Source organism: Glaciimonas immobilis, assembly GCF_011947285.1.
GTDB classification, from domain to species: Bacteria; Pseudomonadota; Gammaproteobacteria; order Burkholderiales; family Burkholderiaceae_D; genus Glaciimonas; species Glaciimonas immobilis.
In genome coordinates, this window is sequence record NZ_JAAOZT010000012.1 from 156,991 (window position 1) to 170,228 (window position 13,238).

Sequence of the window (13,238 nt, forward strand, 5' to 3'; positions counted from 1 at the left end):
GTGTTGGTGGTTGACAACATGTATCGTCCCTAATCGCACGGACGTTTGGTCATTGATTGCTGCTGATCGACAGCTAGCGTTGCTCCTGATCCGCGTCAAAGGTGAAGCCCCGATACGATGCGGCGACGATCTCCTCACAAATCACGGTGTAATTACCCAGACCGCCTGCATAAGGCAGAAAAACTTGCGGCTTGCCCGGAATATTCGCGCCCATGAACCATGACTTGGTGGTCGGGAACAGGGTTTTTGCGGCCACTTCGTTGACGTGCGCAACCCATTCGTTTTCGGCGCTGAGCAATGCTTCGGCAGTGCTAAAATTTTTCTCTTGCATGGACGCCAGGCAGTCAGCGATCCAGTTCACATGCTGCTCGATAGACACGATGACATTAGTCAAAATCGACGGGCTGCCAGGACCGGTAATAAAAAATAAATTCGGGAAACCAGCCGTCATCAGGCCGAGATAAGTACGCGGTCCATCAGACCATTTATCTTTGAGAGCGATGCCATCTTTACCGCGAATATCGATCCGGTCAAGTGCGCCGGTGATTGCGTCATAACCGGTGGCGAACACAATACTATCCAATGCGTAAGTGGCGGTGCCGGTACGAATCCCTTCTGGCACGATCTCCTCAATTGGCGACGCACGGATATCCACCAGACTGACATGAGACTGGTTATAAGTCTGGTAATAATTGGTATCGACGCAAATGCGTTTGGTGCCTATCGCATGGTCAGTCGGCGCCAGCAGCGCCGCCAGAGCAGGGTCGGCGACAGTGGCGTGAATCTTATTGCGTACGAATTGTGCTGCGCTATCGTTCGAGTCACGATTGGTATAAATATCGTTAAAGGCGTGCGTGTAGTTGGCCCCACCGCGCAACCAACGGCGCTCATATTCCAGTTGGCGTTCAGCATCGGGGACGTCGCTGGCGGCGCGGGTACTGTATTCATACAAAATGCCGGAGCGGGTCTGTCGCGCTTTTTCACGATGCGCAGTGTAATCGTCTTTCCATAATTGCTGTTCTTCATCCTTCAGCGGCCGATTCCATGCAGGAATACTAAAATTGGGTGTCCGTTGAAAAACCACTAATTCGCTGGCCTGTTCCGCAATGACCGGGATGGTTTGAACGCCCGAGGAACCCGTGCCCACGACTCCCACCCGTTGTCCTGTAAAGTCCACCGGCGTGTGCGGCCAATTTCCGGTGTGGTAACACTTACCCTTGAAATTTTCGAGTCCAGGAAGTTCCGGCATTCTGGCCGCAGAGAGGCAACCCGCTGCGGAAATAACATAATGCGCCTTGAACGTTTCACCCTGATCGGTGGTCACTGTCCAACGATGGCTATCAGCACTAGCCGCCACCGCAGCATCGTCGTTGTAGACAGCACTTATGACCTTCGTGTCGAATGCGATATCGCTGCGCAAAGCGAAGCGATCCGCCACATGGTTGATGTAGCGCAGTATCTCGTCTTGCTTGGGATAACGCTCGGTCCATTGCCATTCTTGTTGTAAGGCTTCCGAAAAAGAGTAAGAGTACTGCATGCTTTCGACGTCACAACGAGCACCCGGATAGCGGTTCCAATACCAGGTTCCGCCGACCCCCTTACCCGCCTCGCACACGCGGGTCGTCAAACCAAGCTGACGCAGGCGATACAACATATACAGACCGGCAAAACCGGCACCAATCACGACCACATCAACAACCCTATCCTTGATAGCAGGAACGCTGGCAGAACTAATCATGTGAATCTCTTTCTATTGAGGTGCAATACCCGGAGCGGGTAACGGTGCGTGCAGGGCAGCACCGATACTGGCACCCAGGAAATCAACAACGGTATTACTGGCGGCTAACAGCTTGCCCATTAAGAGCATGCCGTGAATTTGGTCCGACAGGTGCAACGCTGTAACGCGCACGCCATCACTTTCGAGTTTGCGCGCGTAAGCCTGGCCTTCATCACATAAAGGATCGTTGCTCACGGTGACCACTAAGGCGGGAGCGGTACCGGACAAGCTTGCGGCGCGCAACGGCGATGCTCGCCAGTCAAGGCGATCTTTCACGTCGGGTGTGTAATGCTCGATAAAATAATGCATGGTTGCTGCGGTCAGCAGTACGCCGGACGTTACGGTCTGATAGGACTTGCTGTCTGCAACCAGATCTACAGCGGGATAAATCAACGCTTGATACGCCACCGGCGGCGCACTTCCGTCACGCGCCATTAATGCCAGGACGGCGGCGAGGTTACCGCCCGCGCTGTCACCACCGACGCCGATTCGGTCCGGTGCAATGGCAAGCTCCACCGCATTAGCGCTAATCCAACGCAACGCCGTCGCAGCATCATCTAGGGCGGCAGGATAGCGATGCTCGGGTGCCAGCCGGTAATCAACCGCAACTACACACACCCGCGCTGCATTGGCCAAACGTCGGCATAAACGGTCATGACTTTCAATGTCACCAATCACCCAGCCGCCGCCATGCAAAAACAGCAGACAAGGGAGCACTTCGTTGGGCTGACTGGGCAATGGACGATAGACGCGCAAGCGCAGATTTCCACCCTCCCCGGCTATATCGATATCGCACGCTGATGCGACGTCCACGGCAGGCGGTTGCAGGAGGTCCCGATTGGCCGAGTAGGCGGCCCGCGCTTCCTCGGGCGATAACGCTTCGAACGGTTGACGCCCCGCTGCACGTGCTAATGCAATCAGTCGTTCAACTTCAGGGTCAAATGTTGGCATGAATGCTCGCTCTTTAAAAAATAACGTTAAATTAAGGTAGCGCGTGACAGAAATGGCACAACCAGGGTCACCAACACCACCATACCGTATTAACCGCGGTCACTGCGGTTCGCGCTCGGATTTCGCTTAGTCGTTTATCGATTTGTCATTTATCGCTTGTCCATGTACTTAGCGCATAGCGCATAACGGCAGCGATGTTGACGTAACGAATGCCGATAACTATACTTTAAATTCGAAAAATGTTTCGTTAATTCGAAATGCAATTCTCTCAAGCGAGTTTATTCAAAAGAGGTGTTGACTTGATTCACATGCAAACATTGGCGCAAGCTACAGCGGGACGGAGACGGCGCGATACGCCGCAGTTCGTTGGCTTTATCACTGATCTTATCGTTAGCGATGACGATGCCTGGCCACGACCGCAAGCTTATCTGGTTGAACAGACGCCGAACTGGACGCTGCCGACGCATTTCCATACGCAACACCAATTTCAGCTATTTGTCAGCGGCACCGGATCACTGGGCAAGCACGGCGTCAGGAAGCTAGAAGTACATTATGCATCGCCCTACTCCGCCTATGGGCCGTTGCAATCGGGTCCGGATGGCCTCGCTTATCTGACATTGCGCCTTATCAGCGACACGGGCGCATGGTATCTGCCTGAATCACGTCCGCATTTGCCGCTGCGTATTAAAAAACAGCAGCTTCACGCAGCGCCCAGCGCAGAAGCGATGGCCCAGCCATTAATGACGCTGGAGCACGTAGTCGAAGAAGTATTAATACCTTTAACGGAGAGCGGGCTGGCGGCCTGGTTAATACGAATACCACCAGGCCAAAAGGCCGTGACGCCAGCCTGCGCCGACAATAACGGCGGGCGTTTTTATGTCGTTACAGAAGGTGAGCTAAAGATCGGTGACGTCTCCTTGGCGGCACTGGGATCCCTCTATTCCTCGTCAGTAAAAAATTCCAATCAAGCCCTTGATCTGCAAGCGGTTGCAACGGGGGCCGAATTGATCGTCTTGCAATTTCCCGCTAGCGCAATGGTGCCAACCGACACGGCTGAGACTGCCATGTGATCGGCTTTTGATCGGCTTATGCTCGGCTTCTGCTCGGCTTATTAAGTGCGCTTAGTCCTCTGATTCAGCAGGACTAAGTTGGCGCAACCGCTCAATGGCATCAAGATATTCCAATTGCAAGCGGTACATGACGTCGCGTACAGAGCTTTCTTCATTGATCATTCCGACTACTTGCCCGACCGGAAACGAATACAAGTCTTTGCGTTTAGCCCGTACCACACGGGCATGCGCTTCGTTGTACAGGATGCCTTGCAACGGCGTTGGCAAGTAGGCCGGCGCACCGGGTTGCTCCCATGCTTCGGACAACAGACTCTTAATCATCCTGACCGGCTTACCGGTACGCGCGCGGCGACGTACTGCATCTTCGGTGCGGGTCTCGAACAAGACTTCCTTTTCAAACGGATCCAGCTCACTTTCACGGGTGCCGAGCCAGACACTGCCGCACCAGACGCCCTGCGCACCTAAGGCCAACGCCGCAGCGATCTGACTTCCTTTGGCGATGCCGCCCGCAGCCAGCACGGCGACCTCGTCTCCGCAAGCTTCAACAACCTGCGGCACCAGCACCATAGTAGCGATATCACCTGTGTGTCCACCCGCTTCAGTACCTTGTGCGACGATCAACTGGACGCCCGCAGCACGGTGACGCGCAGCGTGTTCGCCCTTGCCGCACATAGCGCCGACCATGACATTGCGCTCACGCAGTTCCACGACGACATCGGGCGGCGGCGAACCTAGCGCGCTCACGACTAACTTCACTTGTGGATGGTTGAGGGCGACACGTAACAGACGACGTGCGCCGTCGGGCGTCATGTTGCCACGACCATTGACGATAGCGGCGTGGATCCGTTCGCGCTCATCGGCGGGTAGCGGCGGCACACCCGCGTCGTCCAGTAACTTATCCATAAAAGCGCGATGTTCATCCGGTATCAACGCCTCCAGATGCTCCGTACTCGCTTCCGATTGCTTGTCATAGCGTGTCGGAATAATGACATCAACGCCATACGGCCGTCCTGCAACATGTTCGTCAATCCAGCACAATTCGGTTTCCAACTGTTCAGGCGAAAAAGTAGATGCGCCAAGCACGCCGAAACCGCCCGCTTTGGTGACTTCCACCACAACGTCTCGACAGTGGGAAAAAGCAAAGATCGGCAGCTCACAGCCGAGTTTGATACAAATAGGGGTGCGCATGGTTTTTCCTGGAAGAGACAGAATTCGGGACGGCTAACACTACCGATCCGGGACGCGCGCGTCGCGGTTGGCATGCGCGTTCATCGCAGTCGGGGGATGGCGTAATTACAAAGCGATGCCTAGCTTTTTAACGAGCGGGGTCCAGCGCGCTACTTCAGCAGCAACAAATGCCTGGGCTTGCGCGGGACTGGTTTTTAATACCGGTTCGATACCTAATTGCAGTAGTTGTGCCTGCAATTTGGGGCGCGCCATGGCGCGACCAATTGCCAGTGATATCGGCTCTATCACGCTCTGCGGGGTGCCTAACGGCGCAGCGAGCAAATTCGCCGTACCCGCCAATAAATCATAGCCAGCCTCACGCGCTGTCGGAATATTCGGGATATTTTTTTCACGCACTTCAGCCATTGAGGTGATGATGCGTAGCTTGCCAGACTTGTGATACGGCAGCAAAGTGCCCGACGTTTCAACCACAAACTGCACCTCGCCAGAGAGCGCGCCGACGATTGCACCAGCACTACCGTTATAGGCGATATCGGCAACGTCAATGCCTGCCATCGATTTAAATAGCTCCGCAGCCAGATGCACGGTGGTACCAAGCCCGGCATGACCGTAGGAAAGCTTATTTGGATGCGCCTTTGCATAGGCTACCAGCCCCTTAAGGTCGGTTACCGGTAGTGATGGATTAACCGCAATCACAAATGGTGCGTTGCTCAGCAAACCGAGCCACTGAAAATCAGTGACGGCATTATAGGGTGGCTTGGCATGCGAAATCGGTGCCGAAATGGCAGTTGATCCGGTTGCCAGCATCAGTTCGCTGCCGTCCTTTGCCGCACGCAGAAATACCAGCGCAACTGTCATCCCACCCGCGCCCGGCTTGTTGTCAATCACGATCGAATTGCCCATCTCTTCTCGCAAAGCACTGCCGAAAATTCGCGCAAAAGTATCGCCCGACCCGCCCGGCGGAAAACCGACGAGGATTTTAATCAGCGCATCGGGAGAGCGCGCCAGCGCCGGACCAACACCTAATAACAAACCAGGAAAAGCTACTGCCGCGCTTTGAATCAGACGACGGCGCTGTAACGATGCGAGCTTAGTATCTGTCATGAATGTTTTACCTATGGCGATGGAAACGTAGTCGCCGTTGCGAGTGATGGGTGATCGGCCGATGCTTAGGAAGGATTTATTCGTATTTTCGAATTTTTATTCTCTATCTCGAAAATAATACCACGTACGCAAAAAAGAGGGGTTTATTTATGCGCCTGCCGTGGCCTCTAAAAAGGGAATGCGCCTACGCATGAAAACAAAGCTGAACATTATTTACGTTCGCAGGTCGGATAGTAAGGTGGGGGTTTTAATGCGCTGACGGAAGTGCAATACGGATGGGAGTAAAACTAAATGCTGGAAGATTCGGAACTGATTAAAACGGTAAGCACGATGAGAGCGAGTAGTTAAATACCCGAAGCGTCAAGCGGACTGATTACTGAATAAGGAGCAGCAATTCATGGATCGCTGCGTCACTTATATATCCACGACACGTGTAAAACAGTTGATGCAGGCGCACCACAGCCGCATCGCCGCGGTGCGTTTGGCATGAGGAGGCCATCAAATCGTGGTAGGGTCTTTGGCTACGTACACTGTTACCGGTTGGCTCAAGGCATTGGCAGGAGCGACACGGTTCAAGTCGAATGAATATACATTGCTGCCAACATCGAAGGTCCATGTGAATGACTTCTCACCTGAAACGAAGTGAATCGTTTGCCCGCTGGTGACATTGACATACTTGGTACCGGGCTGGATATTGATGGTTTGTGTCGCACCGTTAGCTAGCCCCGGATCACCCAAAAAACTGAGTGGTATCGGGCCCGCGACAGCTGACGCGCAAACGAGGGCAAATGTAGATGCGATCAACGCACCACGAAGATTGGTAGCGGTAACGCCGGGGGTTTTGAATTGGGACATAACGTACTCCTTAAGGTTGATGGTGTCGAATCTGATAGCGCCAGTCGCGTGCGACGAAAGTATTCGTTTTCCTGCGTATTGGCTTTATCTTTATGGTATTCCAGCTGACATTCTGGTAATCAATCGACAGAACCAATTATACACTTTTTACTTTGCATGTTAATATTTAATACGAAAACTAAATTAGGGGCAACTATGACCAGTACTGTTGATCAACATGACCGAGATTTAATGCGTCTGACAATGTCCATTGGACAATTAAGTCGCGCCTACAAATGCGCAGCAGATCAAAGTGTTTCCAATTTGGGACTCTCGCAGGCGACGGCGTGGCCGTTGGTAATGATCGGGCGTCTCGGCAACGGCGTCCGCCCCGGAAGCGTAGCCGAATCACTGGGGTTAGACCCAGCGTCGGTGGTTCGCGTAATCGATCATTTGATCGCCGCTAAACTAGTCGAGCGACGTGAAGACCTTACCGACCGCCGTGCGAAATTGCTGTACCTTACCGACGAAGGGAGTTGTCGGGTGCTACAGCTAGAAGCAGCCTTGCTGCCGTTTCGACGCCAACTGTTTGCGCACGTCGATACCGCAGACATCGCTGCTTGCCTCCGCGTATTTGACGGTTTAGCTGGTGCATTGGGAAGTATCACGGAGCGCACGAAAGGGTCCGAGGTTTGAAGTTGCGATGTGCGGTGTGGAGAGGGCCTGCGGGCCAGCCAGTCAACACTGCATCGCAGCATCGGGAGTGACGCTGATCGTTAGCCAGCGCATGGCCCGATACGAGACGATGCGGTAATATTAAATTATGGATGTGAATGGAGTGGCGACGGCGGTGAGCCGTGCTGGTTCGTTCGGTTGGTTCGGTTGGTCGATAGCTAAAATGGTTAGTGCTCCGTGGATGCTGGCCGGGAGTGGCCCCTGACCTACCCGCCATCGGCGCTACCAGGTGTTTTAGACATCAGGCGGGAATTATTGGCATACATGTTTGAATATGCTGGAATAATCAGACGAACGCGATCACTAAAAAATCGCGCCTTTATTTAGGCGCATAGGCGATGTCCTGCGCTTTGATAATCCCTAATGGCAAGGACGTACCGGCCTCACTAGCCACCATCCTCGCAACAGAGTCATCTAACGAACCTGCGGGCGCCTCACCCACATTAATCACTTTACTTTGATAGAGAAATGTATAGATGCTATTCAACTGTTTGTGTACGCGGTCATCGAACACAAATGGCTTCTCGTCTCTGATAGGGCTGCCGCCGGCTGCAACCGGAATGGCACCGTAAATCGAAAACCACGCCATGCGCAACGTAATACCGGTGGTTTGGCCCATGACTATCTCTGCGACTTTTAAGTGGTTTTTCGGATCTAAAATGAAACGTTGCGCTTCCATTTCCATTTTGACCCAAGCTTTCACGACATCGGGGCGCTGGGTCATAAAGTCGTCGCGCATGGCGATATAGCCAGAATCCGGAATATCAAAGGGAAAACCGGTAATGGCATATTTTGCGATGCCCTCTCCCACCAGATTACCAATTCTTGAGGCGGTTGGCTCCCATAGCGCAACAGCGTCAAGCTTCTTGGCCCGCAAATTTGTACTTAACACTTCCAGCGACTGGTTCATTATTGCGTCGGGCTTGATGTGGGTCCTGTCGATCACATTACCTAAAAAGCGGTCCGCGCAACTCCCCTTGGGGGTCGCAATCGTCTTGCCATTCAACCATTTGATAGCTTCTTGCGATGTCTTGAAATCCGGTGCGTCTGCACGCACCATAATCACGTTGCATCGCTGGCCGGGCGAAAAGCCGGTATTGAGAACCAGCTTCACCTTCGCTTGCTGCGTTTTGGTCGTCACCAAAACCGCCGGCACATCGCCCAGATAGCCAATCTGCTGCTTGCCTGCAAGCATTTGATTAACGATGATAGAGCCTTGCAGTCCAGCCTGAAATTCGACCTCACTTCCCGCGGGCAGAAATTTCTTCCAAAGCGCCAGCCCTCGGATGACAGCGGCGGAATAAGAAACCGTATCGTAAGGTTGATATCCGACCACGATATGCACGGGCTCCCCGACTTTGCCGTATTCATGATCACTGGCGGTTGCGGCATGTAATCCCGAGAGCACCAACAGTACAACCAATAGCGTTTTTTGCACTGGCTGTGCCCACCCGTTTTTCGTAGTCATAGCAGTCTCTTTCGTTTATGTATTTTTAGAATAAAATGGCGAATTAGCTTTGCCAGTATTTTGGTCGTTTTTCTCGGCAGTCTTTCCGATAACCTTCATGACGACTACAAGACGTTGTGCGTGAATTACGTTGATTTATTAATAGCTAAACAGCACGGTGATCAGCATATCTTGTGCCAGGCTCTGAGCACGGTTAACAGGTGATCAGCAGCATAAGTAATGTCGCAAGGTTGATGTGGGGTAGAGCGACTCGGTCAGTAGAGTCCCATAGAAGTATGGATTTCTGACTGGTTATGTTTCGTTTTGATTCCTTCCCGCGTTTCATTTCGAAACATCAGGATAGAAACGCCACGTAACTAAATACACCCTCCAAAAAGCAGTCTCGGCGCAGTCCCGACAAGCTTTTACAAATTTGGATTACGTTTAGAGCAATGTAACAAATGATCAGCGCCCTCCCCTCACCGTCCCCGGTTTGCAGATGGTGTATTGGAGTCGTCGGAAGAATACGGCACTAAACTTTTAATAGAGTACGTTTTTGCTGGATGCAAAAATGACAATATGGTAGGCTAAGATTATGCTCAATATGGCGTCTTAAGCGTTGTGCGTGCGCGCGGCAGCAGGCTATCTACAAAGGGCTTGCATGGATAATCCAATGTGCGCCATTCTGTTGGACTAGCAACCGGCGGCCATGTGATCGGCAAATTGATATCCGTCGTTTTCATCATTTCTTCCCAGTTCGCCATAAGAGCGCGCATAGTGAAGAACAACCGGGCAGTAGCGCGGTTGAGATACAACAGCAGTTATAAAGGGGACGACATGGCATCTTTAAAGCGACAGCGGTGTGGGCATTGCAAGCAGATAACAACGGTATTTATCCAACCTGCACATCGTCCGGTCCAGGCTATACATTCCCCTATTATCCTTCATACGCGTAACCGTCATCGTTTCATCATTGCAACCAGATGAACGAATCTTCCCCTGAAGTTCTTGTGTCGCTGCCGACTAATGAATCCGATTTTTTCAGTTTCGCAGAGACTTTGCCCTGGCCCGTCATTGTGATTCGCAGCAACGGCGAAGTGGCAGGATTAACCAAAGATATCGTGGGGCTTAATGTCTCGCCGGGGCTGACTGACCCGGGTTATTTTTCAACTATATTTTCTGCGTATTCCGAGTCATTGCAAGGTCCTATGTGCTGGCAAATTCCGCAAGAAGTGAAGTTAGCCAGAACTGCCGATGACAACATGTTGGTGCACGAGCGCCTGATCTTACGGCGTGCTTCAACCGGTTCTTATTTAATGATAGTGAACGAAACGAAGTTACGGACGTTAGAAGTTGCGGACATACAAACGGCGCGTCTGGCAGCAATAGGCTTCATGGTGGCAGGCGTGTGCCACGAGATGGGCAATCCTCTGGCTGCAATCCGTTCGATGGTGCAAATACTGGGATCGGACCAAGAGAAGAAGCCAGCCTTCTTTGGAAAAGGACTGGCAAACATAGCCGACAATGTCCGACGACTTCTCGACATATCAGATCGTTTACTGAATTTCGGCAGGGTCGGAGACGCGGCCAGAGCCGGATTTTATGTAGATGAGGCGATTGATCAGGCATTCTCGGTGATGCAGCAAAATGGATGGTCCGCACAGCTAAAAATCGAATTTGTGCGTGATCGCACCGCCGTAATTTTTGGTAGTCTGAACCAATTGCAGGAAGTGTTCGTCAATCTATTTGAAAACGCCGCGCGTGCTATGAATGGGGTTGGCATACTCAACGTACAAACTAGAATTCAAAGTAGTAATTTGGTCGTGGTCCTTGTGAGTGATAGCGGCCCCGGAATTCCCGAGGATATCTTACCAAGAGTCTTTGAACCGTTTTTTACCACGAAGACTTTAAACAGAGGGACCGGGCTCGGCCTGGCCATCAGCAGCGAGATTTTGCTTGAACACGGTGGCCGAATTACTGCCGCAAACAATGCGCAAGGCGGTGCCTGCTTTCAGGTCGAACTACCACTTCTGGGGTCAGCGTTGTGAAGCCTTCCAAGATCGCACCTACCGACCACAACGTGCATGCCGAACGCGTGTTGATCGTTGATGATGACCGGGGAATCGTTGAATGTGTAAAGTGGATATTAGAAGCAAAGGGCTATGACTGTGCGGTGACATATACCGGCGCTGATGGAATAGCCATGCTGCAAACCCGTGGATTTGATCTGGTGATTACTGACCTGAAGTTACCAGACATGACCGGCCTGGAAATCATCGAGGCCGTAAAAAATATGGAGTTGGATATGCCCGTCATTCTTATGACGAGCTTTTCATCCGTTGAAAGCGCTATCGAAGCCCTGCGCAAAGGTGCTGTCGATTACATCATAAAACCCTTTCATAATGACGACTTCGGGTTCGCTATAGACCGTGCGATGAACGAGCGGCGCGACCGACGCGAAAATGCAGTCTTAAAGCGGCAGTTACGCAAGGTGTATACCAAGAATCAAATTATCGGCGAGAGCGAAAACGTACGCAAGCTCCAGGCAATGATTCAACGCATCGCACCGACCGACGCCAACGTTCTGATTCAAGGCGAAAGTGGTACCGGCAAAGAGCTGGTAGCGCAGGCACTGCATTACGGAGGACCACGTGCCGAGCGCCCGTTTGTACCCGTTAACTGCGGCGCAATTCCATCAGAATTGCTGGAGTCTGAACTCTTCGGTCATGCGAAAGGGGCATTCACTGGCGCCGTTAGCGCCAATCAGGGCTTGATCCGGCAAGCTAGCGGTGGGACGTTGTTTCTCGACGAGATTTCAGAAATGCCACTGACCGTACAGGTTAAACTTCTGCGGGTAATTCAAGAGCGGCAGGTGCGCCCGGTCGGCTCGACGCAAACCTATGTGACAGACACCCGCTTCGTCGCTGCCAGTAACCGCAATCTTAAGGTAGAGGCGGAAAAAGGTAATTTTCGCGCTGATTTATTTTACCGGCTTAACGTCATTACCATTCAGGTTCCTCCACTGCGCGACAGGGAGAACGATATCGAAATTTTAGCCCGACATTTTTTAGACTATCACAGTAAAAAATTAGGCGGCAGAAGGTATCAGATGAATCAGGAATTTATCAAATTTCTGAATTACTACGAATGGCCGGGAAATATTCGTGAACTTGAAAATCTGATTGAACGGGTTGTGATTCTTGCTGACTCCGATGTACTCACCTCAGTTGATCTGGTTGATATGCTGTCAGCACCATCGTCAGAACAAAAAAATCCGGCACCGGATGTTGGCGTACCTTTGTCTATCGAAGAGTACACCAAAGAAACCATTCTTCTGCATCAGGATACGAATACCGAAGCCGAACTGGCTGCCATTCTTGGAATCGGCAGAAAGGCCTTGTGGATACGCAGACGAGAATGGGGCCTTTTCAAAGAGAATAAATAAGGCTTTCCGGTTGCATGCTATAGATGCGCTGGCGTTACTCATAGCGAATGCAAATACATTGACGTTATTTCAAACGTCTGCCGGAGGTATGTTTTTTGCTTTATTCTATTTAAGGCGTGCGCACTATTACACAATCATTGCGGGAAGCATTACCCTGCTGGTGTTTTGTATGCGCGCTGTTCGACCTTCAATGCCTTGAATTATTCACGGGAGTAACCCCTATGCCCGATGCAATTATCCAGCAAGCTTCTCTGTTGGCAATGTTGACTCAGACCAAATTTTTCTCCGGTCTGTCCGCATCCCAGCTTTCGTTAGTCGCTTCTGTTAGCCAAGTGGAAGAATGGCCTTCCGGACACCCCATCTATAAGATCGGAGAAAATGCCGGTACGCTGTACGTTCTCATTGACGGCATGGTGCGTTTTGCTATTAGCCTTGGCAGCCGCGAGACATCTGCAGGTGACATCCTGCACCGCGGCCAGGTTTTTGGCTGGTCATCGCTTACCCCAACCTCCAACATCCGGCTAGCCACAGCCACCTGCATCACCTCTTGCAAGGCTCTTGCCATTGATGGTGAGGGCCTGTCGTTGATCATGGAGCAGGATCACACCATCGGCTACCGCTTAATGACGCAGGTCACCGCCTTGATAACTGGCACGCTGGTAGCGTTTGCCTGCGGCTAACCGAGCC

Annotated in this window: 12 protein-coding genes; 5 read left to right on the top strand and 7 right to left on the bottom strand. The window is 52.0% G+C overall.

Going from position 1 to position 13,238, the window contains the following annotated elements:
- Positions 1 to 73: 73 nt before the first annotated feature.
- Together HAV38_RS17830 and HAV38_RS17835 are read right to left on the bottom strand one after the other, a co-directional pair.
- Positions 74 to 1,738 carry a flavin-containing monooxygenase gene (locus HAV38_RS17830; RefSeq protein WP_168056730.1) on the bottom strand — a complete coding sequence of 555 codons (1,665 nt, stop codon included), beginning with the start codon at positions 1,736 to 1,738 and terminating at the stop codon, positions 74 to 76.
- A 12-nt stretch (positions 1,739 to 1,750) separates the two neighbouring features.
- On the bottom strand, positions 1,751 to 2,728 hold the full coding sequence (locus HAV38_RS17835) for an alpha/beta hydrolase (protein ID WP_168056731.1): 978 nt from the start codon (positions 2,726 to 2,728) through the stop codon (positions 1,751 to 1,753).
- 299 nt (positions 2,729 to 3,027) lie between these two features.
- On the opposite strand from HAV38_RS17835, the gene HAV38_RS17840 reads away from it, so the two are divergent.
- Entirely contained in the window at positions 3,028 to 3,798 is a 771-nt protein-coding gene (locus tag HAV38_RS17840) for a hypothetical protein (protein ID WP_168056732.1), read from the top strand.
- Positions 3,799 to 3,849: 51 nt separating this feature from the next.
- Here HAV38_RS17840 and HAV38_RS17845 read toward each other — a convergent pair whose 3' ends face one another.
- The 3 genes from HAV38_RS17845 to HAV38_RS17855 form a co-directional block, all read right to left on the bottom strand.
- Complete coding sequence (locus HAV38_RS17845) at positions 3,850 to 4,986, bottom strand: nitronate monooxygenase (protein ID WP_168056733.1); 1,137 nt, start codon at positions 4,984 to 4,986, stop codon at positions 3,850 to 3,852.
- 105 nt (positions 4,987 to 5,091) lie between these two features.
- Complete coding sequence (locus HAV38_RS17850) at positions 5,092 to 6,090, bottom strand: Bug family tripartite tricarboxylate transporter substrate binding protein (RefSeq protein WP_168056734.1); 999 nt, start codon at positions 6,088 to 6,090, stop codon at positions 5,092 to 5,094.
- A 498-nt stretch (positions 6,091 to 6,588) separates the two neighbouring features.
- On the bottom strand, positions 6,589 to 6,945 hold the full coding sequence (locus HAV38_RS17855; protein ID WP_168056735.1) for a CzcE family metal-binding protein: 357 nt from the start codon (positions 6,943 to 6,945) through the stop codon (positions 6,589 to 6,591).
- A 195-nt stretch (positions 6,946 to 7,140) separates the two neighbouring features.
- Here HAV38_RS17855 and HAV38_RS17860 point away from each other — a divergent pair, with 195 nt between their 5' ends.
- On the top strand, positions 7,141 to 7,620 hold the full coding sequence (locus tag HAV38_RS17860) for a MarR family winged helix-turn-helix transcriptional regulator (protein ID WP_245182431.1): 480 nt from the start codon (positions 7,141 to 7,143) through the stop codon (positions 7,618 to 7,620).
- Between the two features lie 358 nt (positions 7,621 to 7,978).
- On the opposite strand, the gene HAV38_RS17865 is transcribed toward HAV38_RS17860, so the two are convergent.
- Positions 7,979 to 9,127, bottom strand: coding sequence for an ABC transporter substrate-binding protein (locus HAV38_RS17865; RefSeq protein ID WP_168056736.1), 1,149 nt, complete (start codon positions 9,125 to 9,127; stop codon positions 7,979 to 7,981).
- Between the two features lie 578 nt (positions 9,128 to 9,705).
- Positions 9,706 to 9,870 carry a hypothetical protein gene (locus HAV38_RS17870; protein ID WP_168056737.1) on the bottom strand — a complete coding sequence of 55 codons (165 nt, stop codon included), beginning with the start codon at positions 9,868 to 9,870 and terminating at the stop codon, positions 9,706 to 9,708.
- A gap of 219 nt (positions 9,871 to 10,089) precedes the next feature.
- On the opposite strand from HAV38_RS17870, the gene HAV38_RS17875 reads away from it, so the two are divergent.
- From HAV38_RS17875 to HAV38_RS17885, 3 genes are all read left to right on the top strand, one after another.
- Entirely contained in the window at positions 10,090 to 11,154 is a 1,065-nt protein-coding gene (locus HAV38_RS17875; RefSeq protein WP_168056738.1) for a sensor histidine kinase, read from the top strand.
- Positions 11,151 to 12,551, top strand: a complete 1,401-nt coding sequence (locus HAV38_RS17880) for a sigma-54-dependent transcriptional regulator (protein ID WP_245182432.1) — start codon at positions 11,151 to 11,153, stop codon at positions 12,549 to 12,551. Before HAV38_RS17875 ends, HAV38_RS17880 begins: the two co-directional genes overlap by 4 nt.
- 221 nt (positions 12,552 to 12,772) lie before the next feature.
- On the top strand, positions 12,773 to 13,231 hold the full coding sequence (locus HAV38_RS17885; protein WP_168056739.1) for a cyclic nucleotide-binding domain-containing protein: 459 nt from the start codon (positions 12,773 to 12,775) through the stop codon (positions 13,229 to 13,231).
- Positions 13,232 to 13,238: the final 7 nt, after the last annotated feature.